Annotated in this window: 21 protein-coding genes; 13 read left to right on the plus strand and 8 right to left on the minus strand. The window is 72.5% G+C overall.

The window, feature by feature from the left end; translation table 11 throughout:
• Nucleotides 1-52: 52 nt before the first annotated feature.
• Nucleotides 53-133 carry a putative leader peptide gene (locus ABT147_RS36520; RefSeq protein ID WP_351414463.1) on the minus strand — a complete coding sequence of 27 codons (81 nt, stop codon included), beginning with the start codon at nucleotides 131-133 and terminating at the stop codon, nucleotides 53-55.
• Nucleotides 134-270: 137 nt separating this feature from the next.
• On the opposite strand from ABT147_RS36520, the gene ABT147_RS36525 reads away from it, so the two are divergent.
• The 4 genes from ABT147_RS36525 to ABT147_RS36540 all read left to right on the plus strand — a co-directional run bounded on the left by ABT147_RS36525 (nucleotide 271) and on the right by ABT147_RS36540 (nucleotide 5,325).
• On the plus strand, nucleotides 271-693 hold the full coding sequence (locus tag ABT147_RS36525; protein ID WP_351414417.1) for a secondary thiamine-phosphate synthase enzyme YjbQ: 423 nt from the start codon (nucleotides 271-273) through the stop codon (nucleotides 691-693).
• Between the two features lie 121 nt (nucleotides 694-814).
• Complete coding sequence (locus ABT147_RS36530) at nucleotides 815-1,276, plus strand: hypothetical protein (protein WP_351414420.1); 462 nt, start codon at nucleotides 815-817, stop codon at nucleotides 1,274-1,276.
• The gene (locus ABT147_RS36535; RefSeq protein ID WP_351414422.1) at nucleotides 1,276-4,014 is read left to right on the plus strand and encodes an AAA family ATPase; all 2,739 of its coding nucleotides are present in this window, start codon (nucleotides 1,276-1,278) and stop codon (nucleotides 4,012-4,014) included. The genes ABT147_RS36530 and ABT147_RS36535 overlap by 1 nt, the downstream gene beginning before the upstream one ends.
• A 108-nt stretch (nucleotides 4,015-4,122) precedes the next feature.
• Nucleotides 4,123-5,325, plus strand: a complete 1,203-nt coding sequence (locus ABT147_RS36540; RefSeq protein ID WP_351414425.1) for a cytochrome P450 family protein — start codon at nucleotides 4,123-4,125, stop codon at nucleotides 5,323-5,325.
• Between the two features lie 98 nt (nucleotides 5,326-5,423).
• Here the strand turns inward: ABT147_RS36540 and ABT147_RS36545 are convergent, their stop codons facing one another.
• From ABT147_RS36545 to ABT147_RS36555, 3 genes are all read right to left on the minus strand, one after another.
• A complete protein-coding gene (locus ABT147_RS36545; protein WP_351414427.1) occupies nucleotides 5,424-6,593 on the minus strand; it encodes a N(5)-(carboxyethyl)ornithine synthase in 1,170 nt (389 codons plus the stop codon).
• 76 nt (nucleotides 6,594-6,669) lie between these two features.
• A complete protein-coding gene (locus ABT147_RS36550; RefSeq protein ID WP_351414430.1) occupies nucleotides 6,670-6,942 on the minus strand; it encodes a hypothetical protein in 273 nt (90 codons plus the stop codon).
• A 340-nt stretch (nucleotides 6,943-7,282) separates the two neighbouring features.
• Nucleotides 7,283-8,176, minus strand: coding sequence for a phosphorothioated DNA-binding restriction endonuclease (locus ABT147_RS36555; protein WP_351414433.1), 894 nt, complete (start codon nucleotides 8,174-8,176; stop codon nucleotides 7,283-7,285).
• 25 nt (nucleotides 8,177-8,201) lie between these two features.
• On the opposite strand from ABT147_RS36555, the gene ABT147_RS36560 reads away from it, so the two are divergent.
• The gene (locus tag ABT147_RS36560) at nucleotides 8,202-8,654 is read left to right on the plus strand and encodes a flavodoxin family protein (RefSeq protein WP_351414435.1); all 453 of its coding nucleotides are present in this window, start codon (nucleotides 8,202-8,204) and stop codon (nucleotides 8,652-8,654) included.
• A 134-nt stretch (nucleotides 8,655-8,788) separates the two neighbouring features.
• On the opposite strand, the gene ABT147_RS36565 is transcribed toward ABT147_RS36560, so the two are convergent.
• A complete protein-coding gene (locus ABT147_RS36565; protein ID WP_351414437.1) occupies nucleotides 8,789-10,351 on the minus strand; it encodes a mucoidy inhibitor MuiA family protein in 1,563 nt (520 codons plus the stop codon).
• A gap of 8 nt (nucleotides 10,352-10,359) precedes the next feature.
• Nucleotides 10,360-12,474: a DUF4139 domain-containing protein gene (locus ABT147_RS36570; RefSeq protein WP_351414440.1), complete on the minus strand. Its 2,115-nt coding sequence runs from the start codon at nucleotides 12,472-12,474 to the stop codon at nucleotides 10,360-10,362.
• Nucleotides 12,475-12,749: 275 nt separating this feature from the next.
• Between ABT147_RS36570 and ABT147_RS36575 the strand changes: the two genes are divergently transcribed.
• Nucleotides 12,750-14,090 (plus strand): ferredoxin reductase family protein, encoded by a 1,341-nt coding sequence (locus tag ABT147_RS36575; protein WP_351414442.1) that lies wholly within the window; start codon nucleotides 12,750-12,752, stop codon nucleotides 14,088-14,090.
• A gap of 75 nt (nucleotides 14,091-14,165) precedes the next feature.
• On the opposite strand, the gene ABT147_RS36580 is transcribed toward ABT147_RS36575, so the two are convergent.
• On the minus strand, nucleotides 14,166-15,053 hold the full coding sequence (locus tag ABT147_RS36580; protein ID WP_351414444.1) for an NAD(P)-dependent oxidoreductase: 888 nt from the start codon (nucleotides 15,051-15,053) through the stop codon (nucleotides 14,166-14,168).
• Nucleotides 15,054-15,222: 169 nt separating this feature from the next.
• On the opposite strand from ABT147_RS36580, the gene ABT147_RS36585 reads away from it, so the two are divergent.
• Nucleotides 15,223-15,819 (plus strand): TetR/AcrR family transcriptional regulator, encoded by a 597-nt coding sequence (locus ABT147_RS36585; protein WP_351414446.1) that lies wholly within the window; start codon nucleotides 15,223-15,225, stop codon nucleotides 15,817-15,819.
• Between the two features lie 34 nt (nucleotides 15,820-15,853).
• Here the strand turns inward: ABT147_RS36585 and ABT147_RS36590 are convergent, their stop codons facing one another.
• Nucleotides 15,854-16,486: a LysE family translocator gene (locus ABT147_RS36590; RefSeq protein WP_351414449.1), complete on the minus strand. Its 633-nt coding sequence runs from the start codon at nucleotides 16,484-16,486 to the stop codon at nucleotides 15,854-15,856.
• Between the two features lie 188 nt (nucleotides 16,487-16,674).
• Between ABT147_RS36590 and ABT147_RS36595 the strand changes: the two genes are divergently transcribed.
• The 6 genes from ABT147_RS36595 to ABT147_RS36620 all read left to right on the plus strand — a co-directional run bounded on the left by ABT147_RS36595 (nucleotide 16,675) and on the right by ABT147_RS36620 (nucleotide 23,135).
• Nucleotides 16,675-17,076 (plus strand): Lrp/AsnC family transcriptional regulator, encoded by a 402-nt coding sequence (locus ABT147_RS36595; protein WP_351414465.1) that lies wholly within the window; start codon nucleotides 16,675-16,677, stop codon nucleotides 17,074-17,076.
• Between the two features lie 181 nt (nucleotides 17,077-17,257).
• The gene (locus tag ABT147_RS36600; RefSeq protein ID WP_351414451.1) at nucleotides 17,258-18,220 is read left to right on the plus strand and encodes a DMT family transporter; all 963 of its coding nucleotides are present in this window, start codon (nucleotides 17,258-17,260) and stop codon (nucleotides 18,218-18,220) included.
• A gap of 232 nt (nucleotides 18,221-18,452) precedes the next feature.
• On the plus strand, nucleotides 18,453-19,019 hold the full coding sequence (locus tag ABT147_RS36605; protein WP_351414453.1) for an MSMEG_1061 family FMN-dependent PPOX-type flavoprotein: 567 nt from the start codon (nucleotides 18,453-18,455) through the stop codon (nucleotides 19,017-19,019).
• Between the two features lie 57 nt (nucleotides 19,020-19,076).
• Nucleotides 19,077-19,946, plus strand: a complete 870-nt coding sequence (locus ABT147_RS36610) for an ABC transporter ATP-binding protein (RefSeq protein ID WP_351414455.1) — start codon at nucleotides 19,077-19,079, stop codon at nucleotides 19,944-19,946.
• On the plus strand, nucleotides 19,943-20,926 hold the full coding sequence (locus ABT147_RS36615) for an iron-siderophore ABC transporter substrate-binding protein (protein WP_351414457.1): 984 nt from the start codon (nucleotides 19,943-19,945) through the stop codon (nucleotides 20,924-20,926). Before ABT147_RS36610 ends, ABT147_RS36615 begins: the two co-directional genes overlap by 4 nt.
• 142 nt (nucleotides 20,927-21,068) lie before the next feature.
• Nucleotides 21,069-23,135 carry an iron ABC transporter permease gene (locus ABT147_RS36620; protein ID WP_351414460.1) on the plus strand — a complete coding sequence of 689 codons (2,067 nt, stop codon included), beginning with the start codon at nucleotides 21,069-21,071 and terminating at the stop codon, nucleotides 23,133-23,135.
• Nucleotides 23,136-23,258: the final 123 nt, after the last annotated feature.

The raw sequence follows: 23,258 nt of genomic DNA on the forward strand, positions 1-23,258 counted from the left end.
GGGAAGGGCGGCGCGCAAGGCCGAGGGGGAGGTGGGGGGAGCCGAAGAGGCGTCAGCAGCCGCGACACGCGGCGGAGGCCACCCGCAGCAGGTCGATGTGACCGCGCGAAGTGAGCAGGGCTGAACGCAACATGCGGCGAAAGTAGCCAGCCGGTCCGCACACGGTCAATGGTGTCTCGCGAAGTGGACGCCGCGTATCACCGGGTGGGCCGCTACCGGCGCGGACGGCAGCTCCCGCGTCACGCCCGGGCGGTGCGCGAGGATGGACTCATGTCCGATGCCTTCACCACCCGAGTACTGAACGTCGCCTCCGGCTCCCGCGAGCGGGTCGTCGACCTCACCCACGACTGCGAGGCGTTCCTCCGCGAGGCGGCGGCCGGCCGGGACGGTCTGCTCAACGTCTTCGTCCCCCACGCCACGGCCGGCATCGCCATCATCGAAACGGGCGCCGGCAGCGACGACGACCTCCTCGCCGCCCTCCACACCCTCCTCCCCGCCGACGACCGCTGGCAACACCGCCACGGCACCCCCGGCCACGGCCGCGACCACGTCCTCCCCGCCTTCGTCCCACCCCACGCCACCCTGCCGGTCGTCGCCGGGAGGCTGGAGTTGGGGACCTGGCAGTCGGTGTGCCTGGTCGACACGAACAAGGACAATCCCCACCGGCAGGTCCGGCTGAGCTTCCTGGGTTAGGTGCGCCGGTGGGGCGAACGGCTGTGCCCGACGAGCCGATGGCTGTCCCGGAGCATTAGCCCTGGCATACGCTGATGGATCGCGGTGTGTTGCCAGTCTGCGGTGGAGAAACGGGGAGCGGATGACGACCGAGCCGGCGCCTGCGGAGGGCGGCCGTTATGACGTGCGAGCGCGGGATGTGGCAGGGCAGTTCGTGGTGGGGTCGCACAATACGGTGATCCGGTCCGAGCGGCCGCAGGAGGCCGCGGCACCAGTCACCGAGGAGCAACTCGACCGACTGCGCGAGGAGTTCGAGCGCGTACGGGTCCAACTCGCCGAGCTGGGGCAGGGCGGGCCGGGGGCGCGGGAGCGGCTGGACGAGCTGGAGGAGGCCGTCACAGCGGAGGAACCGGATGTCTCCGTCATGGTGTACGTGCGGAACTGGTTCCTGCGGACGCTGCCCGCACTGGCCGGGGCGGTGACCACTCTGATCGGCGATCCCGTCGTGGGGCAGCTCGTGTACCAGGCGGGCGACCAGTTCGCCCTCGAGTACGACCGCCAGTTCGGCGCCCAGCGGCCCGAGAGCGACGCACCGGGCCGCTGATGGAGGACTCCAGAGACCGGGTTCGGATCAGCGGAGACGTCCATGGGCAGGTCGTGGTGGGGGACCACAACATCGTGGTCTCCGCCGAGCAGTCGGTCGTCACCATCCTCACCCCGGCACAGCGCCCCGAGTGCCGGCGGCGGGACGATCCACAGCTGCTGCCGCGCCGCCACCGTACGGCCGTGGGCCGCGAGGAAGAGCTGGCGGCGATCGAGGCGGGGATGGACGCCGGCGGCCCGATGCAGGTGTACGGCCCGTCGGGGACCGGGAAGAGCACGTTGCTGCGGATGGCCGCCCACCGGCTGAGCGGCCGACGGGACGGCGTGGTGTTCGTGGACGCCGCGAGCCGGGACACGGGAGATGTGCTCCAGGACGTCTTCGAGGCCTGCTACGACGCCCCCGGGTACCGGCCCGGCGCGATCGAGCTGCGGCGGCTGATGGCGAACGTCGGCATCAGCCTCGTACTCGACGATCTGGAGTGCTCCTCGGCCGAGTTGGACGTGGTGCTGGACACGGTCACCGCCGCGGCCGTGCTGTACTCGGCCGCCCAGCGCAGTCTGTGGGGCGAGGGCCCGACACTGCCGCTGGGCGGACTCGGCCACGACGACGCGTCGGCCCTGCTCGCCCAGCAGTTGGGCCGCCCCCTGCGCGCGGACGAACTGCCGGTCGCCGCCGAGCTCTGGCGGGCGACGGCCGGTTCGCCGGGGCAACTGCTGCGCGCCGTCGCGGAAGAACGCCTGCACCACCCCGCCGAGCTGGCGGACCTGCTGCCGAACGTACTCGCCGAGTTGACGGCGGCCGAGCAGGAGGTTCTCTCGCTGCTCGACCTGGCCGGGGCCGGCGGGGTGAGCCCCGGCCTGCTGACCGCGCTGGTGGCAGGCCCCGAGCAGACGACCGGTGCCGAGGAGACGGCCGGCGCTGCGGCGGCAGCCGACTCGTACGAGCGGCTGGTCACCCTGGGGCTGGTCGTTCCCACCGTGCTCGGCTTACGGATCTCCGCCGATGTGGGGGCCGCCCTGCCCGCCCGTCTGGACCTGGACACCGCAGCGCTGACGGCGCTGTGCGAACGGCTGCGGCACTGGGTGGAGGGGCCGGACCGCTCCCCGGTCGGTGTGGCCGGTGACGGCGCGCTGATCACCGCCGCCATCGACGCGGCGGCACGTGCGGGCGCCGCGGGCGCGGCTGCCGGGCTGGCGCGCGCGGCGGCCCCCGTGGTCGCCTGCTCGCTGCGGCTGGGTGTGTGGGGGCGCGTACTGGAGTTGGGCAGGACGGCAGCCGAACGGGCCCGCGACCACGGCGCCCTGGCCTATCTCACGCACGAGCAGGGCATCCACCGACTCGTCACCGGCAGACGGGCGGCCGCGGCGGCGGCGTTCGCCGCGGCCGCCGAGATCTGGCGCCGGCTCGGCGACAGCGGTCACGCGGGCACGGCCGAGGACGCCGGGGATCTGTGCGGGCCGGACACCGGGTCGGCGTCGCAGCCCACCGGACAGGAGAGCGCGGCTCCGCAGGATGCCACCGCCGGTCAGGAGGGCACGGCTCCGCAGGATGCCACCGCCGGTCACGAGAGCACGGCTTCGCAGGATCCGACGGCCGGTCAGGACGCGGGCTCCACGGGCGACTTCGGTACGGAGTTCGCCCAGGATCCGTCCGGCGGCCTGTCGTCCATGCCGCCGGTCGACCCCGCCACGGCGACCGCCGCCGGCGCCAAGGGGGTGACCGCGGCCGGCGTCAAGGGCGGCCTGGGCCTGACCGCCAAGGTCGTCATCGGCGGAGGGCTGGCCGTCGTCACCGGCGTCGGAGTGGTCCTCGGACAGCGGGCACTGGCTCCGGAGACGGTCCCCGTACAGGTCACCGTGACCACACGGGTCGTCGAGGTGTCGATGCCGGAAGGAAAGCAGGACGACTGCCTGATCCAGGACGGCTCGACCGACTGCACCAGCGTCGTCATGTCCAAGAAGGGCGAACGGGGTCCCATCGGCGTCGAGCCGACCGGACCGTTACCGGAAGGGGCGTCCATCCTCTACTGGGGCTGCGACGAAGGCCCCGAGGCCACGTCCTGCACGGTGCGGGCCGACAGCGCCAGAACCGTCTGCGTCAGCACCACCAGCCCCGCCGACAAGGCGGCCAGAGAGACCTGCGCCGAGGAGACGGGGGCGCCGCCGCCCAAGGTCCGCACCGAGGCGGTCACCGTCGTGGCGGTGGACGCGACCGGAGAGGCACGGCAGGGCTACACGGTCGTCGATCGGACGGGGCCGGAAGACTCCGTGCTCGGGTGCCTCACCTCTCCCGCCGCCAAGAGTCCGGACATCGTCTACTGCTCCCCCAACGCCGCCACGGCAGACGTCTGCTGGGTCAAGGACGACCGGACGACCCTGCTCTGCGGTGACGACCCCTGGAAGAAGAGACTCCTCCAGTACGTCGTGAACGACGGGCCCGTCCCGGCCACGGGACCGGAGACCGAACCCATCCCGTGGGCCATGGAACTCGCCGACGGAACGCGCTGCCGGCTCAGGACCGGCGGGGCAGGTACCTCTCTGCCCGAGGAGATGGTGGTCATGTACTACTGCGGGGACACCAGCATCATCGTCGCGCAGGGACCACGAACACCGCTCCTCGACACCTCCGCACCGGGTTGGACGGTCCAGACCATGGACGAGGCAGCGGTGTTGCGGGGCGACGACTCGATCCCGCCGAGAACAGAGGTCGTCAAGGTGTACTACGCGGGCAGGGACTGACCGCGGGAGACGGCCGGACCGTAGCGATTCAGTCGGTTCGGGAGCGGTGCGCGTGTGTCGGTCCGCCGGAGGCCGATTCGGGGGTTCCGGCTGGCTAGGGTGGAGTTCATGGCCATCACAACGCCCAGTCAGCCGCCCCTAGTTGACCCCGCGGAACTGCTCGCGGACCCGTACGCGGTGTACGCGCGGCTTCGCGAGGCCGGGCCTGTTCATCGCATCACCGGGACGGACGGGCTTCCGGCCTGGCTGGTCACCCGCTACGGCGATGTACGCCAGGCACTCGCCGACCCCCGGCTCTCCCTCGACAAGCGCAACGCGAAGCCCGGCGGCTACCACGGGCTCGCGTTGCCGCCGGCGCTGGACGCGAACCTGCTGAACATGGACCCGCCGGACCACACCCGCATCCGGGGCCTGGTGTCCCGGGCGTTCACCCCGCGCCGTGTCGCCCGTCTGCGTGAACCCATCATGCGGACCGCCGGCTCACTGCTCGACGCCATGGAGCCGCACGGCCGTGCCGACCTGATCGCCTCGTACGCCGCGCCCCTGCCGATCACCGTGATCTGTGACCTGCTCGGCGTGGCTCCGCACGATCGGCACGACTTCCGGTCCTGGACCGACACCTTGATCGCCCCGGACCCGGCGCGACCGGAGCGGGCGAAGGAGGCCGTCCGCAGCATGCTGGCCTTCTTCACCCAGCTCATCGGCGACAAGCGTGCCGCGCCCGCGGACGACCTGCTCTCCGCGCTGATCGCCGTACGCGACGACGAGGACCGGCTGAGCGAGGACGAGTTGGTGTCGCTCGCCTTCCTGATCCTGTTCGCGGGGTACGAGAACACCGTCCACCTGATCGGCAACGCCACCCTGGCCCTGCTCAGCCGCCCCGACCAACTGAGCGCGCTCCGCGCCGATCCCGGTCTGCTGGGTGGCGCGGTCGAGGAGTTGGCCCGCTACGACGGTCCGGTACCCCTGGCCATCCGGCGCTTCCCCACCGAGGACATCACGATCGGTGGGGTCGCCATTCCGGCCGGTGAGACCGTCCTGTTGTCCCTGGCCGCCGCGCACCGGGACCCGCACCGCTTCACCGAACCCGACCGGCTCGACCTCGGCCGTGACGCCACCGGTCATCTCGCCCTCGGCCACGGCATCCACTACTGCCTCGGCGCACCCCTGGCCCGGTTGGAGACCGAGGTCGCGCTCGCCGCGCTCCTCGACCGTTTCCCCCGTCTGGCCCTCGACGTCGCGCCGGACGAGGTGCGGTGGCGGCCGTCGATGCGCTCCCGCGGGCTGCTGGAGCTGCCGGTGCGCTTCTGACGACACCCCCGGTGCGCTACCGATGAACACCCCCGGTGCGCTGCTGACGACACCACCGCCGGTCGCGGGCTCCCGCACTTGTCCAGCGGCCGAGGCCGTCAGGCCGCTTGCGCGGAGGTGTGCGGTGCCGTGGAGCGGTGGGGGTAGGCGGCCTGCCGGTGCTGGAAGGAGAGGATCTTCGGGTTGCGGACGACGCCGTCGCGGATCTCGATGGCGTTTCTGACCGTGGCGTCGTTCTCCCAGACCTCGGGGCCGCTCATCACCTTGCGCAGGTAGGGAAGGAGGGCCTCGCTGATCTCCCAGGTGGCGGAGTTCCACAGGTGGGACGGGCTGTGGTCGACCCCGTAGTAGTGGCAGCCCTGCCCCACCGCGAACATGGGCTCGCCGAAGGTGGTCGGGCGGGCCCAGGCGAAGCCCATGCCCTCGTCGCAGGCGACGTCGACGAAGAAGGTGCCCGGCCGGAACAGGGCGAGTTCCTCGTCGTCGACGAACATGAGCGGCGCGTCGGTGTCCTGCAGGACGCAGTTGACGATGATGTCGAACCCGGCCAGGTACTCCGCCAGCGGCACGGAACCGGCCGCGGTGACCGCCCGCAGGCGCGTCGGATCGTCCTCCTCCTCCTCGAAGTGGCCCATCACGACCGAGGGCATCGGCGAGGCCACCGCCGCGGCGGCACGCTGGGTGAGCACCGTGACGTCGGTGACCCCCATCGCGCCCAGGCCCGTGACCGCTCCGCGCGCCGTGGCTCCGAAGCTGATGACCACCGCGCGCAGACGGCGGCCGTAGTGCCCGGTCCGCCCGCCGAGCTGGAGGGCGTGCAGCACCGAGCAGTAGCCGGCGAGCTCGTTGTTCTTGTGGAACACATGGACGCTGAAGGCGCCCGTGGAGGTCCAGTGGTTCATGGCCTCCCAGGCGATGAGGGTCAGCCGGCGGTCGATGCCGAGCTGGGTCATCCGCTCGTCCTGCACACAGTGCGGCCAACCCCACAGCACCTGGCCCTCGCGCAGCTCGGCGATGTCCTCGTGCATCGGTTTGGGCAGCAGCAACACGTCGCACTCGGCGATGAGCCGCTCGCGGGAGCGCAGGCCGCCCACGAGTGGTCGCAGCGCGTCGTCGGCGACGCCGAACCGGTGGCCGTAACCGTCTTCGAGGAAGATCCTCTCGCGTACGTCCGGGGCGACCCGGTCGAGGTGGCCGGGGTGCAAGGGCAGACGGAACTCGTTCTCCTTGCGGGAGGAGGCGAGTACTCCGAGACTCATCAGGCTCATGCGCTTCCTCGTCATTTCATTGTCGTCGTGCTTGTCGTGCTTGTGATGCTTGTTGTGCCGGATGCCGGATGCCGGGTCAGGTGCGGTCGGGCTGGTGCCTGCGCAGGCGCTCGGCCATCGGGAGGGGGGCCTCGTCCAGGCCGGTGACCGACCCGCTCGCCATCCGGGCGCACGTCCCGTGGCAGGCGAGCTGCTGCTTGTCGTCGCGGTGCGAGACCACCACCGCCCGCGCGTCCGGTGCGTTGCGGTAGTCGGTGCCGCAGATGAGACAGGCCAGCCCGGAGATCATCTCGGGGGTCGGTTCGGGGCGGCCGCGGCGGCGGCCGGAGATCGCGTCCTGTGAGTACATATGTCCTGCGTCCTCTTGGTCGGTCCAGAGCGTGCGCGCGGCGCCGGAATGCTGGGGAACACCTGGGGAATCAGGAGATCCCGCTACCGCGAGGCGCGGAACGGGTGAAGCGGGTGGAACAAGACGTGGAAGCCGGCGCGAGGGTACGCGTCTGGAGGCATGATGGCGGCTCTTTTCTGGCCGGATCCGATGTGGTCCGGCCATTGCCGTTCCCCGAGGGCGACGCCGAAACGGATGACGGCATGCGAGATGCGCTCGATACCGCAACCGTACTCCCCTCCGGCCCCGCAGCGAGCCGAACGCCGCAGCTGAGCAGCCGGGCGCCACCGGCCCCGGCCCGTCAGGCCGCCGGGGCGGGGCGTGGGGCGCCGTGGAAGACCTGGCCGGTGTGCCAGGCACGATGGTCGGCCGCGACCGGGGGCATGCCCGGCTGGGGGCCGACCAGCGGACGGCCCGCGAGCGCGATGACCTGGTCGCGGGCAGCGGGGCTGTGGCCGACGAAGCGCTGCGAGACGAGGACACGGTGGCCGTCGTCGACCCCGAGGACGCCCTTGTCGAAGAGCTTGTGGTGCAGCGAGCACAGGCACAGCCCGTTGTCGATGTCGTCCGGACCGCCCAGCGCCCACCAGCGCACATGCGCGGCTTCCAGCCCGACCGGCACCGTGCCGATCCTGCCGTCGTAGCCGCAGAACGCGCACCGGTACTCGTAGGCGGTCAGGACCAGCTCGCGCATGTGCCGGTCGCGCTGCCTGCGTACGGCCGGGAGCCGCTCGGTCTCCGCCGGCTCCAGTTCCAGGCCGACCGCTTCGCACAACTCACCGTGGAGGGAGGGCGGGAAGTGCAGATCGATCAGCAATCTCGCCATCCGCCCCAGCAGTTCCGGTTCGCCGCGCAGCGCGGTGCGGAGGTCCGGCGCGAGCCGGCCGGTGGCACCCGTCTCCCGGAGATCCCGCACCCCGCTCCCGGGACTGCCGTGCCCGCGGTCGGTACGCACCTCCCACACACCGTCGCTGACCAGATGGTGGAACGGGTAGGCCGGTGACGTCTTGTGGGGCGGCCCGTACTCGGTCAGCAGACGGTTCAGTTCCTGCTCCACCGCGCTGTAGCGCGACTCGGCGTCGGGGTCCTCCTGGAAGCGGCCGAGGGCGTGCAGGAGCAGGAGTGGCTTGTGCGGAGCGCGCGTTCCGCTCCTCGTCCACTGTCTGAGCTTCGCGACGCGCTCCAACCAGTCCATGACGAGTAATCGTATGGTTCGGGGCGTGGCCACCTTGCTGATCGTCCATCACACACCGTCGCCCAACTGCCAGGCGATGTTCGAAGCCGTCGTCTCGGGAGCGTCGGCGCCGGAGATCGAGAACGTCCGGATCGTGCGCCGCCCCGCACTGTCCGCCACGGCGTCCGACGTGCTGGCCGCCGACGGCTATCTGCTCGGCACCCCCGCGAACCTCGGTTACATGTCCGGCGCCCTCAAGCATTTCTTCGACCAGGTCTACTACCCCTGTCTGGACGCCGCGCGCGGTCGGCCCTTCGGTTACTACGTGCACGGCGGCAGCGACGTCACCGGGGCGGTGCGGGGGATCGAGTCGATCACCACGGGCCTGGGCTGGCGACGTCAGGCCCCGGCCGTCGTCGTGACCGGAGAGCCGAGCAAGGCCGATGTCGAAGCGTGCTGGGAACTGGGGGCGACGGTCGCGGCCCAGCTGATGGACTGACCGGCTGCCGGATGTCGGCGGTCATGGTCAGGACTCTCCTTCGGCGATACGGCGTCGTGCCGGTGCCGGTGCCGGTGCGAGAGATCGGCCGGGAGGTGGTCTGGGAGTGACCGTGTCCTGACCGGGCCCGGGCCTCAGAGCCCGGTGACCTTGGCGCTCGCCGTCAGCTCGTAGACCAGGGTGACGGTGCGGTGGCCGTCGGGCGGGAGGGCGACGTCCCAGCGGGCGATGCCCTCGGCGTCGACCACGTCCGGTGCCGGGGAGCACGCGTCCTTGTGCAGGCGTACCTCCACCGCCGAGACCTCGGAGACCGGGATCCGCTCCCGGAGGACGACGAGCCGCTCGCCGTGCTCCCCGGGGGCGGAGAACCGGGACAGATCCAGCCGGACGGTGCGGGTGACCACGGTCCGCTGGGTGATGCCGGTGGAGTCACGGGACTCCTCGGTGCGCCGGGCCACCCGGTAGTCGTCGCGGCTGCCGAAGGCCAGCTCGACGGGGGCGCCGGGGGCGGTGAAGTCCAGCGTGCCGCGGCCGCTGAAGCCGCTGCCGCGGACCAGCTCCACGGGCCCGGCGAGCAGTGCGTGACCGGACCGGTTGTCGAACCGCACCACCTGGGTGAGCAGCGGCGACACCTCCGGCGAGCAGGCGTATTCGCTGCTCGCGGCCGTGGTGAACACGGAGACCGGCACCCGGTGGGCGCGGCCGTCCGTGGGCACGGAGACCGGCGCGGGGGATCGCAGCACCCGCGCCTCGCCGCCGTCGTCCACCCCGGGCAGCCCGTGCACGGCGGCGGGGCCGAGGTCCCCGATCTCCTCCTCGCGCAGTTCGACGTCGACCGTGCGGCGCTCCGCCGCGGAGCGGTCGACCAGCGTCAGCCGGTCCTCGCTCAGCCGCGGCGGATCGCCGGCCAGCGTCGAGCGGGCCGTCGACAGCGTCAGCCGTACGTCCGACCAGTCCTCCCCGGTGCGCTGCCAGACCATCGCGTCGGTCTCCAGCGTCAGGCAGTCCCCGTCGAGCACGGCACGGTAGGCGGGCCGCCACAGCGCGCACGGGGTGAGGTGGGTCAGACGCAGCCCGGCCGGTCCGGCGGCCTCGGCCTCCACGGTCAGCTCGACATGGCCGACCAGCTCGGCGGGCTGCTCCTCGGCGAGGTCCATGGCCCGCCGGGCTTCCCCGAGTTCGGCCGTCAGAGCGGTCAACCGGGCCTCCACGGCGCGCAGTCGCTCGCCGTACGTGTCGCGCTCCTCGTCGATCCGGTCCAGTTCGCGGGCCCAGCGGGGCCGTTCGCTCTCCCCGAAGCCGGCGCCTTCGCCGATCTCCCGCAGCAGATCGGCGGCGAGGCGGCCGAGCAGGTCGAGGCGGGCCCGCAGCCGGTCACGCTGCCGCTCCAGGTCCGGCCGCTCCTCTTCGAGGGCATGGACGCGGTGGCGCAGGGCGGAGTCGTCGTCGGTGGGCGCCAGCGGTCCTCGCGGCGTCCAGCTACGGACGATCCGCACGTCGAGCACGGTCGCGGAGTGATCGGCGGTCAGCTCGGCGTGCAGGGTCCGGTCGACGGCCAGCGCGCTGACCGGCCCCAGACGCAGCCGCTGGACCCCCGCCTCCAGATCGAGCACGGTGGCGCGCTCGACGTGGGCGCGGTCCTCCAGGCACGTGACGGCGGTGACGGGCAGGGCGATCGGCTTCGGGGCCGTGGGCATGGGGTGTGTCAGCTCCTGCGGTTGCCGCCGGCCAGGGCCTTGCCGGTCGGGATGCGGATCTCGTAGCCGCCGTCGAGGGCGGCGGTGGCGCCTGCGGGCAGGTCCAGGCGCCAGACGCGGGTGCCCGGAGCGTGGTGATCGGGCCCCGTGCCCTCCTCGGGCGCCGTCCAGTCGGCTTGTTCGTCGATCCGGACGCCCGGTTCGGAGGTGACCGGCACCCGCTCGTGGACCTCGACGGTGACGGGCCTCGCGAGCCGGTTGGCCAGCTCCACGTGGACGCTGTGGTCGAGCACGGTGGTGTTGCCGCGCAGGCCCGAGGTCGACTCGCGCTGGTTCGTGCGACGGGTGACCCGGATGCCCTCGGCCGGCCCGAGCCCGACCCGGCGGACACCGCCGGGGGCGAGTGTGGGCAGCGCGGCGGTCAGGAGGAAGTCGTCGTCGACGGTGACCTCCACCGGGCCGGCCAGCAGTGCCTGGTCGGTGGCGTTGGAGAGCACCAGCGTCGCGTACACGGTCTGCTCCACGGACGGCACGCAGAGGTACTCGGTGCGCAGGCCGACCGGGATCTCGCCGACGGTGACGGTGTGCCAGGTGCCGTCCGACGGGATGTCGGCGCGGGCGGCGGCATCGAAGCGGTGGTCGAAGGAGCCCGCCGACTCGCGGGGCCGTACGGCATGTCCGGGCAGCGGCAGGGCCGCCACCGCTTCGGCGCGGCGGCGGTACTCGGCCGCCACCGGGTCGTGGGCGGAGCCGGGGAACAGCCGGCCCCTGCGGCCGGCCTGCTCCTCGGGCCCGCGCAGGACGAGGGCGGCGTAGTCGAGTTCGGCGTCGCTCGGCTGCGGCGGGCCGGACACCGGTGCCTGCGGGGGCGGTCCCGAGGCCCGGCCGGGTGCCTTGGGGGCGGGGGCGGCCCCGGCCCCCGGCGGCCTGCTGCCCGGTCGAGCCCCGGCCCGTGGCGCCGCGGCCGGTTGCGGGAGGGCGGGCATCGCGCCTTCGAAGGCTTCCGGGGCAGCGCCGAACGCGCCGCCGGGAGCCGCGGGCGCGACCGGCGGCGGCCCTCCGTACACAGCGGCTGCCTGCGGGGGAGGCGGTGGGACCGGAAGGGGACGGTACGCCGAGACGGGCGCGGCGCCGGCCACGACAGCCCCCGGCGCGGAAGGTGTGACAGGGCGGGGGCCGGCTGCCGCGTACCCGGTGAACAGGTCGGCGAGCCCGGGCGGAGGTTCGCGCCAGCCGGAGGGCGCGGGGGCGGGCTGACGGCGTCCGATCCGGATCGAGCGGAGCCTCGGCAGATCGGTACGGCGCCGGAGATCGGCGGTGGCCAGGGCGATGTGTACACCGGTCCAGTCCTCGCCGGTCCGCTGGGCGACCGAGGCCCGCAGCACCAGACGGCCGGTGCCGTCGCCCTGACGGTACGAGAGACGGTAGGCCGGTACCCAGACGGCGCCCGGCACCCCGTACTCGACCTCCAGCTCCACTTCCACCTCCGGCCGCGCCTCGCCGGTGCCGCCGAGGGTGTCGACGGTGTCGAGGGTCAGGAGCGCGCCGACCGTGGTCTCCACATGTGCCTGCGGTGCGTCGGTGGAGGCGCGGGCGAGCCGGTCGGCGGCGACGGTGAGCCGGTGCTCGACGTCGAGCAGCGCCTCCTCCAGCTCGGCGAGGCGCAGGTGCAGTCCCGTCAGCCGTTCGTCAACGAAGTCGGCGAGCTCCAGCCACGCGTCGACCGGGGTGCGGCGGTGCGGGTCGTCGCGCTTGCGGGCCGGGGGGACCGGGCGGAGCGCCGTGATCTCCTGGATCAGGCTCAGTTGCCGGTCCCGGCGGTCCCGCGCCGCCGCGTGCTCGTCCCGCAGGCGCTCGACCTCGTGCCGCGACTCGTGGGGCGCGCCCGCGCCGACCGGCTCGGCCTCGACGTCCACCCGGGCCTCGGTGACCCGCACCCCGGGGGCGCCCAGGACGCGGGCCCGCAGCGAACCGGGGTCCAGCGAGCGGGGCAGTCCCGTCACCCGTACTCGGCCGTCGGGCGGCACGATGCCACGGGCCAGACGGCGGCAGAGCGCGCCCTGCGCGTACACCACCACCGAATCGAGGGTCGACCCCCACCGCTGCGCCGACTCAGTCGTCATGTGCTCCGCCCCCGCCGTGTCCATGCTGAGCGAAGCCTACAAGTGCCCCGGCGTCGTCGTCCTTCGGGCGGTCCGTTCCGTCCTGGACACACCGCCAGGTCAGGGAACTGGAGTTCGGGGCGCGGCGCGGGCCCGGCGGAGCGTGAAGCGGCTCCTCCTCGGGTAACCCCCTTCCAGCGCGTGGCCCGGTGGCGTCGGCCGTCGGTGCGCGCGGTTGCGACGACCGGCGCGCGTACTCGGCCGTACGCTCCGGTCGCGATCCGTGAGGGGGAGCAATGGGGGTTACCGGCTCACCAACCGTCCGGCGGGGCACCGTACTTCCGGTGGTCGCGGCGCGCTGGGCGCTGTGGACGTTCGTCCTCGTCAACCTGGTGATCGTCGAGGTTCTCTTCGTCACCGCCGGCACCGGCAAGAACGGCGTGCTCACGGTCGCCAAGTTCTTCGGGCTGCACGCAGCCGTACTGATGCTGTTCCAGCTGCTGTTGGTGGCCCGGCTGCCCTGGCTGGACCGCCGTATCGGCATGGACCGGCTGACGGTGTGGCACCGCTGGGTGGGCTTCACCCTGCTGTGGACGGTCCTCACACACGCCTTTCTGGTGGTGCTCGGGTACGCACGGCTCGATGACGCGTCGACGGTGAAGACGTTCTTCGCGCTGGCCGGCGTGCCCGCCTCTCTGCTGGGCATGTGGGCCGCGGCGTTCGTCGTCGTGGTCGCCGCGGTCTCCGTCCGTCAGGTGCGGCGGCGGTTGCGGTACGAGACCTGGCACGGTCTGCACCTGCTGCTCTACCTGGCGTTGGGACTGGCGTTCGTGCACCAGCTGTTGGAGACCACCACCTTCAACTCGTCCGCGCCGGCCAAGCTCTACTGGTGGGCGCTGTGGCTGTTCGCCTTCGGTGCCCTGGTGACGGGGCGCGTCGTCGTGCCGGTGTGGCGGAACCTCTATCACCGGTTCCGGGTCGTGGCGGTGGTGCCGGAGTCGCACGACGTGGTGTCGGTCCACATCACCGGCCGCCACCTCGACCGACTGCCGGCCCGCGCAGGGCAGTTCTGCATCTGGCGGTTCCCCGGGCACAACCACTGGTGGTCGGCGAACCCGTTCTCGCTGTCGACGGCCCCCGACGGCCATGGGCTGCGCCTGACGGCCAAGGCGGTCGGCAGCACCAGCGCCGGCCTGCGGCATGTCCCGGTCGGGACCCGCGTGTTCGTCGAGGGACCGTACGGCGCGTTCACCTCCCTGCATCGCACCCGGCCCGGTGCCGTCCTGATCGCCGGCGGGGTCGGGATCACGCCCGTCCGAGCCCTGCTGGAGGAGGAACCGCCCGGGGACGTCGTCGTGCTCTACCGGGTGCGCAGCGAGCGGGACGCCGTACTGGTCGACGAGGTACGCGCCCTGGTCGCGGCGCGCGGCGGCCGACTGCATCTGCTCACCGGCCGCAGGGGAGAGGGGAGGCCACCGTTCGAACCGGAGGGCCTCCGTGCCCTGGTCCCCGACATCACCGAGCGCGACGTGTACGTCTGCGGTCCACCCGCGATGACCTCGGCCGTGCTCAGCGGGCTGCGCGGCCTGAAGGTCCCCCGCCGGCAGGTGCACGCCGAGAGGTTCGGTCTGGCCTGAGCGGAGACGGGGGGCCCGTGCGGAAAGGCGTCGGCCATGGCATCGGTGCTCATCCGGCCGCGCGCACGGCTCCCGTCACGGGGCCGGTGACGTGCCGTCGGTCCGGGCCTCCAGGGCGTGGAGTACGGCCACCATGTCCGCGCCGCCGTGGCCCAGTTCGACGGTCTCGCCGTACAGGGTGTGGCAGATGTCGAGGAGGGGTGAGGCCAGGTCGGCCTTGCGGGCGGCCTCCGCGATCAGGCGGTTGTTCTTGAGGACGTCGGCGGCGGCCGCCTGGACGGTGAAGTCGCGGTCCAGCAGCTTCGGTCCCTTCATCCGGGACACGGCGCTGGCCATCGGCCCCGAGTCCAGCACCTCCCGGAGCAGGCGCTGGTCGAGCCCGTGCCGGTCGGCGAAGTGGAACGCCTCCGTGAGGCCGGTGACCAGGGTGATCAGGAACAGGTTCACCGAGAACTTCATCAGCAGCGCGCCCGGGACCGCGCCACAGCCGAACGTCTCCCGGCACATGGGCGCGAGCAGGGGCCGTACGGCGGCCACGGCATCGTCGTCACCCGCCAGCATCCCCACCAGTTCGCCCCGTTCCGCCGGGACGCGGGAACCGGAGACCGGGGCCTCGACGTACCGGCCGCCCGCCGCCCGGATGTCGTCCCGAAGAGCCGCCGAGTACTCGGCCGACGTCGTGCCCATGTGGACGACGGTGTGTCCGGCGACGCGCGCGGCGAAGTCCGGGGTGCCGCGTGCCAGGACCGTGTCGACGGCAGTCTCGTCGGCCAGCATGAGGATCACCGTCCCGGCCCGGTCGAAGACCAGGGACGGGCTCGCCGCGACCTCGGCACCGGCCGCACGTACGGGCTCGCACCGGTCGGGGGTGCGGTTCCAGACGACGAGGGGTGTTCCGGCGCGGGCGAGGTTGAGGGCCATCGGCTGTCCCATGACACCGAGACCGACGAAACCGACGTACACGAGGCGCCGCCTTTCTGGTTCCTGTCTGGTTCCTGCCGACGTTGAGCCAGTTTTCGTTGCTGTTGCTGCTTTGCCGCCGACTATGACAGCGGTCATAGTAGTCCCGTTTATGACGGCGGTCATAGGGTGGTGCCGAGCACTCGCGTCGTCGTGGTGGTGGAGGTCGGACATGGCTGTGGACGAACGGGGCCCGCGCGAGCGGATGGTCTTCAGCGCGGCGCAGCTGATCCGGCGCGACGGGGTCGCCTCCACCGGGATGCGCGAGGTCGCCGCGCATGCCGGGGCGCCGCGTGGTTCCCTTCAGCACTACTTCCCCGGCGGCAAGGAGCAGTTGGTCAACGAGGCGGTGGGGTGGGCGGGCCGCTACGCCGGCCGGCGCGTCGCCCGTTTCCTGGCCGTACTGGACGAGCGGACGCCCAGCGCGCTGTTCGCCGAGATGGTGCGTCAGTGGACCGACGAGTACGAGGCCGGGGGCTTCGCGGGCGGCTGCCCGGTGGCCGCCGCCACCGTGGACTGCGCGGAGTCCACCCCGTCGACGCGGGAGGCCTCCGCCGCCGCGTTCGCCACCTGGACCGGGCCGGTGGCGCGGGCCCTGGTGGACATGGGGGTGCCGGAGGCGCGGGCCGAAGCGCTCGCCACGCTCATGGTCGGCGCGCTGGAGGGGGCGATCCTGATGGCCCGCGCCGAGCGGGACGTACGCCCGCTGACGACCGTGGCCCGGGAACTCGGCCCCCTCCTCGACGCGGCCGTGCGGCAGGACGCGTGACGTGTGCGCAGGGGGCGCGGTGCCCGGTCGGTGGTCACGCCAGGCGTTCCACGAGCAGGAACCCACCGATGGCGATCATCATGGCGCCGCTCGTCCGGGTGACGGCCCGGGCCGCCGTCGGTCGGGTGGTCAGCGCGGTGCGGGCCAGCAGGCCCACGCCCAGGTAGACCACCGCACAGCACGCCATGTGCAGCGTGCCGAGCAGACCGGTCTGGGTGGCGACCGGCCAGCCCGCCGCCGGGTCGATGAACTGGGGGAAGAGGGAGAAGTACAGCAGCAGCGCCTTGGGATTGAGGCCGCTGATTCCCGCTCCGCGCAGCATGGTCCGCCGGCCGGTGTCCGCCGTGGTCTCCGTGCCCGCCATGTTCTTCGTGTCCGCGCCCGGTGTCGCCGGACGCACGAGGACACCCCGGCCGAGCCACATCAGACAGCCGGCCCCGAGGACGGTCAGCGCCGTGAGCAGGTGCGGGGAGCCGGCCACGATCACCACGAGGCCGGCCACGGCGAGCAGGGTGTATCCGGCGTATCCGGTCACCAGTCCGGCGACCGCCGGGAGCAGTGCCCGGCCCCGTAGTCCTGCCGCGATCGCGTAGGCCCAGTCGGCGCCGGGGGTGAGGACCAGGAGGAGGTCCACCGCGAGAAAGGCCACCACGGTGCCGATGTCCATGCTGAGTCGATCCCTCTTCTTCCGTCTCTGTCCCGTACGTGCGGTACGCCGTACGAGAGGGAAGAGTAGGAACTTTCCGGGCGAAAGTGTTTCCAAAGATTCTCCGATCACGGGGGTGGAGGGGGAGAGTCTTCTTCATGGACGACCTGGACCGGAAGATTCTTGCCGAGCTGTAGTCGGACGGCCGGCTGACGGTGACCGAACTGGCAGCCCGCGTGCGGCTGAGCGTCTCGCCGTGTCACCGGCGGCTGCGCGATCTCGAACGCGCGGGCGTGATCCGCGGCTACCGCGCGGTCGTGGATCCGGCGGCGGTCGGCCTGGACTTCGAGGCGCTGGTGTTCGTCACCCTGCGCTCGGCGAACCGGGACGAGGTCACCGCCTTCGAGGAGGGCGTCGCCGCGATCCCGCACGTGGTGCAGGCCCAACGCCTCTTCGGCGAGCCCGACTACCTCCTCCGTGTGGTCACCACCGACCTGACGGCCTTTCAGCAGCTCTACGACCAGTGGTTGGCCACCTTGCCGGGTGTCCAACGCCTGACATCCACGCTGGTCATGAAACAGATCGTCAACGACCGCCCGCTGCCCGCGTAGTACATTCGTGGCGTGAACACCTACTGGCACGTCGTTCTGCCGCCGCTCCGCGCCTGACCGGGCGCGGACACCGACGGTTTGACTCCCGGCCCCAACCGACCCGCAGGGCGGTCAGGGGCTTTTGTCGTGCGCCCGTTTCGAATCCAGTCCCAGACGCATTCGACGACGGAAGTTCACGACTGTGCCGAACCGCACGACCCCCCTGACTCCCGCGCGCCCGGCCACCGCCGCCCCGCGCCCTTCTCGTACCCCCCGCCTCGACGGACCCGCCCCCATCCTTGTCGCCGCCGTGCTGTGGGGCACGAGCGGGACCGTCGGCTCGCTGGCACCGGCCGGCGCCCCGGCCGCGGCCATCGGCTGCGCCGGTCTCACTCTCGGCGGCATCCTGCTGTTCCTCACCTCCCGGCGGGCCCGCTCACTGCCCGCGTCCTGCACACGCTCCGAGCGGTGGCTGCTCGTCCTCGGCGCGGCGGCGGTGGCCTGCTATCCGGTCGCCTACTACCCGGCGGTGGCCCGGACCGGCGTGGCGACCGCCACGGTGATCGCGCTGGGCGGCGCCCCGGTCTTCGCCGGACTGCTGTCCTGGATCACCGGGCGCGCCCGGCCCACCGCACGCTGGGCCGGAGCCACCGCGGCCACCGTGCTGGGCTGCGCCCTGCTGGTGCTGGGGCCCCGGTTCACCGGGCAGGCCGGGACGATGGATCTGACCGGCGTCGCGCTCGCCGCCTGCGGGGGACTGTCGTACGCCGTCTACTCGTCGATCGGCGGCACACTCATCACGCGCGGGCACGCGTCGGACGCGGTGATGGGGGTGCTGTTCGGCGCGGCCGGGCTGCTCGTTCTGCCGCTCGTGGCGTTCGCCGGCACGCACTGGCTCACCACCACGCGCGGGGCGGCGGTGGCGGCGTACCTCGCGGTGTTCACCGTCTGCCTGGCCTATCGGCTCTTCGGGCACGGGCTGCGCCGCACTCCGGCGTCGACGGCCACCGCGCTGACCCTCGGGGAGCCCGCCGTGGCGGCGGTGCTGGGCGTGGCCGTCCTCGACGAGCGACTGTCGCCCGTCTCCTGGTGCGGGCTGGGCGTTCTCGCGCTCGGGCTGGTGCTCCTGGCCGTGCCGGTCGGCCCGGGTCGCCGGGGCCGGTAGCCGCCGCGCACGCTTCGGGGCCGATAGCGGCCGGCGCGCTTCGGGGCCGGTCCCGGGTGTCATGGGGCCAGGCCCGGTCCCGGTGTCGTGGGGCCGGGTCCGGCCCCCGGGCGTCGTGGGCCGGGCCCGGTTGCCTGGACCGTGCCACGATCACGAGGTTAGGCTGGCCTAACTTTCGGATGCGGGTTCGAGACGCAACCGCCGCTGGACGCACGCACTTTGGGGGTCGGCCTTGCCGCGCACGATCGAGATCACCGCAGAGGGCGGGCCGGATGCCGTGGGCGAGGAGGGCTGGGTCGGGCTGGAGTCGCGCGAGGAGTTGCGTGAACTGCTGGGCGAGCCCTGGCCCGTGGTCATCGAGAAGGTCCACGACCGGCTGACCGAGCAGGACCGGGGCATCCTGGCCCGCTCGCCGTTCTGTCTGCTGGCCACCTCCGACGCGCGGGGCGGCTGCGATGTCTCCCCGCGCGGGGACGCGCCGGGCTTCACCCATGTCATCGGTCCCGGCACGATCGCCCTGCCCGACCGGCCGGGGAACCGGCGCGGCGACAGCTTCCACAACATCCTCGACAACCCGCACGCCGGCCTGCTCTATCTGATCCCCGGCAGCAAGGAGGTCCTGCGGGTCAACGGCCGGGCCCGCATCCTCACCGACGCCCCGTTCTTCGACGCGATGGCGCTGGAGGGTCGGCGGCCCACGCTGGCGCTGGTCCTGGAGATCGACGAGATCTATCTGCACTGCCCGCAGTCGCTGCGCCGCTCCGGAGTGTGGGATCCGGCGTCATGGCAGACCGGCTGAAACAAGCCGAAGGGGCACCCCCGTCGGCCATAATTTAGGTTAGGCTAACCTTCGCATGTGAGATCTGGTGAGGAAGCAGCCGACACCCCGAGGCTCCGCGGTCACGAACTGTCAGCCACGGGCGTGACCGTGTCGTACGACGGTGTCGACGTCGTGCACGACGTCGCGATCGACCTCCGGCCCGGTGAAGTGACCGTGCTGGTCGGTCCCAACGGCAGCGGGAAGTCGACGCTCCTGCGGACGATCGCCCGATTGCAGCGGGCCCGTGAAGCCGCGCTCAGGATCGACGCCGACACGGACGGCCTCGCGCTGACCTCCCGTGAGTTCGCGCGGCACGTCGCCCTGCTGACGCAGGGACGGCCCACGCCCAGCGGGCTGACCGTGCGGGACGTCGTCGAGTTCGGCCGCTACCCCTACCGGGGCCGCTTCGGCCGCCGGGACCCGGACGCGTCGGCCGCGGTCGACCGGGCGCTCGCGCTGACCGGTGTCACCGACCTCGCCGAGCGCGGCGCCGACCACCTCTCCGGCGGGCAGTTGCAGCGGGTGTGGCTCGCGAGCTGCCTCGCCCAGGAGACCGGCGTACTCCTGCTGGACGAGCCGACGACCTATCTCGACCTGCGCTATCAGGTCGAACTCCTTGACCTCGTCCGCGATCTGGCGGACGACCACGGGATCGCCGTAGGCGTCGTCCTGCACGACCTCGACCAGGCGGCGGCCGTCGCCGACCGGATCACGCTCCTCGAAGCGGGCCGGATCGTCGCCGAGGGCCGACCCGAGGACGTCCTGACACCGGAACGACTGACCTCCGTCTACGGCATCCGCATCGATGTCGACACCGACCCTCTCACCGGCCGGCTGCGCACCCGCCCGATCGGCCGTCACCACACCCGCACCACCCCAAGCGAAAGGCTCGGCTCCACCTCATGAGACGCCTCCTGCTCGCCGCGGCCGCCACCACCGCCGCGGCGCTCACCCTCGCCGCGTGCGGCACCACCGAGCCCGCCGCCGAGAGCTCCGCGAAGCCGTCCGAGGGCATCACCCTCACCGACTCCACCGGCAAGAAGGTCGAACTCGACGGCCCGGCCACCAAGGTCGTCGCCACCGAGTGGAACGAGGTCGAGTTCCTGATCACGCTCGGCGTCGACCCGGTCGGCGTCGCCGACGTCAAGGGCTACAAGACCTGGGACCAGGCCGTCCCGCTGAAGAACGAGCCGAAGGACATCGGCACGCGCGGCGAGCCGAGCATGGACACCATCGCCGCCCTCGCGCCCGACCTCATCGTGGCCTCCTCCGACCTGCCGCCCGCCGCCGTGAAGCAACTGCGCGAGATCGCCCCGGTGCTGGGGATCCAGTCCGCGGACGCCTCCGACCAGGTCGGGCAGATGTTCGAGAACCTCGATCTCATCGCCAAGGCGACGGGGACCACCGACCAGGCCGAGACGGTCAAGGAGAGCTTCGAGGCCAAGGTCACCGAGGGCAAGAAGGCCCTCGCCGACGCCGGTCTCGACGGCACGGACATCGCCTTCGCCGACGGCTACGTCAACGCCAACCAGGTCTCCCTGCGCCCGTACACCAGCGGCTCGCTCATCGGTGCCGTCAACGAGCGGATCGGTCTGAAGAACGCCTGGAAGGTCAAGGGCGACGCCGCTTACGGCCTCGGCACCACCGACGTCGAGGGCCTCACCGACCTGCCGAAGGGCGTCCAGTTCGCCTACATAGGCAACGACGAGGACGAGACCAGCAACCCCTTCACCAAGGAGCTGACGAAGAACGCCGTGTGGAAGTCCCTCGCGTTCGTGAAGTCCGGTGACGTGCACCGGCTGCCCGACGGTATCTGGATGTTCGGTGGCCCGGAGTCGATGGAGGCGTACATCGACGCCGTCGTCGACGCGCTGACGAAGAAGTAGCGCGAGCAGCGGCGGACGAAGACGCAGGCCGGACGAAGACGCGGACCGGTTGAAGACACCGGCCGGTCGAAGACGCAGACCAGTCGAAGAGACAGACCGGTCGAAGACGCAGACCGGACGAGGAAGCAGAAGCAACGGAGCCATGGCCGTCACCGCAACGCCCCCCGCCACCCGTCCGCCGACGGCCGCGACCCGGACGGGCGCGGCCACGGTGGCGGCCGGCCTCGTCCTCCTGGTCGCGGTCCTCGCCGTCGTCGACATCACCCAGGGCACCGCCGCCGTCGGACCCGCCGAGGTGCTCAAGGCACTGACCGGGCGGGCCGACCCGGGCGACGCGTCCGTAGTGATCGCCTCCCGGCTGCCGCGTATGACCGCCGGCATCCTCGTCGGCGTCGTCCTCGGCGTGGCGGGCGCCGTGCTGCAGGCCGTCAGCCGCAATGTGCTCGCCTCGCCCGACACCCTCGCCGTGAACGCCGGGGCGTATCTGGCGCTCGGCGTCGTCGGCGTCACCGGTGTCTCGCTGCCCCTGCTCGCCTCCTCCGGCGTCGCCTTCGCGGGCGGGCTGCTGGCGGCGGCCGTCGTGCTCGCGCTCTCCGGTCTCGGCACGGGCACCGTACGACTGGTCCTCGCCGGCACCGCCCTCGCGCTGGGCCTGAACTCCATGACGGAAGGCCTGCTCCTGCTGTTCCCGCAGGAGACCGAGGGCCTCTACCAGTGGAACCAGGGCAGCATCGGCCAGAACGGCTTCGACGGCGTCCTGCAACTGCTGCCCCTCGTGGCCGTCGGGCTCGTCGGCCTGGCGTTGACGGCCCGTCGGGTCGACGCGCTCGCCCTCGGCGACGACGCCGCGCGCGGGCTGGGCGTCCCCGTCCGCGCCACCCGGGTGACGGTCGTCGTCCTCGCCACGCTGCTGTCCGCGGCGGCCGTCACCCTCGCCGGGCCCATCGGCTTCGTCGGCCTGTGCGCCCCGGCCCTGGTACGCCCCCTCGCCCGCCGCTTCCGGGGACTCGCCCGCGCGAGGGGAACCCTGCCCGTCGCCGGTCTCGTCGGCGCCGGGCTGGTGCTCGGGTCGGACGTCGTCCTGCGGGCCCTCGTCCCCTCCGACACGGCGGTCGCCGTACCCACCGGCGTCGTCACCAGCCTGGCCGGTGCGGTGTTCCTGGTGGTGATGGCGCTACGGCTGCGGGACACGGCCGGGGCCGAGGCACCGGACCGGCTGCGCATCCCCAGCCGCACGGCGTTCCTGGTCACGGTCGCCGTCCTCGTCGCCGTGGCCGTCGGCGTCACCATCGCCGGCGTCCTGCTGGGCGACACCAAACTCCTGCTCGGCGACGTCGCGAACTGGGCCCAGGGGAGGGCCGGCCGGACCGTCTCCTTCGTCCTCGACACCCGGGTGCCCCGCGTCCTCGCGGCGCTGTGCGCGGGCGCGGCGCTCGCCCTGGCCGGAACGCTGGTGCAGGCCGTGACCCGCAACCCGCTCGCGGAACCGGCGATCCTGGGCGTCTCCGGCGGAGCCGCGCTCGGCGCCGTGCTGCTCGTCACCACCGTGCCCGTCGCCGGGGGCTGGGGTGTCGCGGGGGCCGCGTTCGCGGGCGCCGCGCTCGCCTCCGTGGTCGTCTTCGGGCTGGCGGCCCGGGGCGGCTACCAGCAGAACCGGCTGGTCCTCGTCGGCATCGGCGTGGCCGCCGGCACCACGGCCCTGATCAGCCTGCTCATCGTGCTCACCGACCCGTTCAACGCCACCAAGGCGCTGACCTGGCTGTCGGGTTCGACATACGGCCGGACCATGCCGGACGTCCTGCCCGTCATGTGCGTGCTGGTGCTCGGCCTGGTCGTCGCGATGGCCTGCCGCACCGAGCTGGACCTCGTCTCCCTGGACGAACACACCCCCCGGCTCCTGGGCCTGCGGCTGTCCCGGGCCCGGCTCGGATTCCTGGTCGTGAGCGTCCTGCTCAGCGCCACCGCCGTCGCCTCGGCCGGCACCATCGGCTTCGTGGGCCTCGTGGCACCGCACGCGGCGCGCGCCCTCGTGGGCCGACGGCACGTACGGGTGGTTCCGGTCGCCGTTCTCCTCGGTGCCTGTCTCGTCTGCACGGCCGACCTCCTCGGCCGCACGGTGATCGCCCCCGCGCAGCTGGGCGCCGGCCTGATGACGGCGGTGATCGGTACGCCGTACTTCCTGTATCTGCTGGTACGGAGCCGGCGGTAGCATGCCCGCCCGGCCTGGAGGCTTCAGAGTGCGGGTCCGGTGGGGGCTGGTCGCGCAGTTCCCCGCGCCCCTGAAAAAGCAGGGGCTGCGCCCCGTGCTTTTTCAACGGCCCGCAGGGGCCGT

It is taken from the genome of Streptomyces sp. NPDC001868 (assembly GCF_040297125.1).
Classification (GTDB): domain Bacteria; phylum Actinomycetota; class Actinomycetes; order Streptomycetales; family Streptomycetaceae; genus Streptomyces.

What these genes read in the sequence shown, in the direction of transcription:
- ABT147_RS36520 (WP_351414463.1), bottom strand. Translation starts at nt 133, where the DNA reads ATGTTGCGTTCAGCCCTGCTCACTTCGCGCGGTCACATCGACCTGCTG.
- ABT147_RS36525 (WP_351414417.1), top strand. Translation starts at nt 271, where the DNA reads ATGTCCGATGCCTTCACCACCCGAGTACTGAACGTCGCCTCCGGCTCC.
- ABT147_RS36530 (WP_351414420.1), top strand. Translation starts at nt 815, where the DNA reads ATGACGACCGAGCCGGCGCCTGCGGAGGGCGGCCGTTATGACGTGCGA.
- ABT147_RS36535 (WP_351414422.1), top strand. Translation starts at nt 1,276, where the DNA reads ATGGAGGACTCCAGAGACCGGGTTCGGATCAGCGGAGACGTCCATGGG.
- ABT147_RS36540 (WP_351414425.1), top strand. Translation starts at nt 4,123, where the DNA reads ATGGCCATCACAACGCCCAGTCAGCCGCCCCTAGTTGACCCCGCGGAA.
- ABT147_RS36545 (WP_351414427.1), bottom strand. Translation starts at nt 6,593, where the DNA reads ATGAGCCTGATGAGTCTCGGAGTACTCGCCTCCTCCCGCAAGGAGAAC.
- ABT147_RS36550 (WP_351414430.1), bottom strand. Translation starts at nt 6,942, where the DNA reads ATGTACTCACAGGACGCGATCTCCGGCCGCCGCCGCGGCCGCCCCGAA.
- ABT147_RS36555 (WP_351414433.1), bottom strand. Translation starts at nt 8,176, where the DNA reads ATGGACTGGTTGGAGCGCGTCGCGAAGCTCAGACAGTGGACGAGGAGC.
- ABT147_RS36565 (WP_351414437.1), bottom strand. Translation starts at nt 10,351, where the DNA reads ATGCCCACGGCCCCGAAGCCGATCGCCCTGCCCGTCACCGCCGTCACG.
- ABT147_RS36570 (WP_351414440.1), bottom strand. Translation starts at nt 12,474, where the DNA reads ATGACGACTGAGTCGGCGCAGCGGTGGGGGTCGACCCTCGATTCGGTG.
- ABT147_RS36575 (WP_351414442.1), top strand. Translation starts at nt 12,750, where the DNA reads ATGGGGGTTACCGGCTCACCAACCGTCCGGCGGGGCACCGTACTTCCG.
- ABT147_RS36585 (WP_351414446.1), top strand. Translation starts at nt 15,223, where the DNA reads ATGGCTGTGGACGAACGGGGCCCGCGCGAGCGGATGGTCTTCAGCGCG.
- ABT147_RS36590 (WP_351414449.1), bottom strand. Translation starts at nt 16,486, where the DNA reads ATGGACATCGGCACCGTGGTGGCCTTTCTCGCGGTGGACCTCCTCCTG.
- ABT147_RS36615 (WP_351414457.1), top strand. Translation starts at nt 19,943, where the DNA reads ATGAGACGCCTCCTGCTCGCCGCGGCCGCCACCACCGCCGCGGCGCTC.
- ABT147_RS36620 (WP_351414460.1), top strand. Translation starts at nt 21,069, where the DNA reads ATGGCCGTCACCGCAACGCCCCCCGCCACCCGTCCGCCGACGGCCGCG.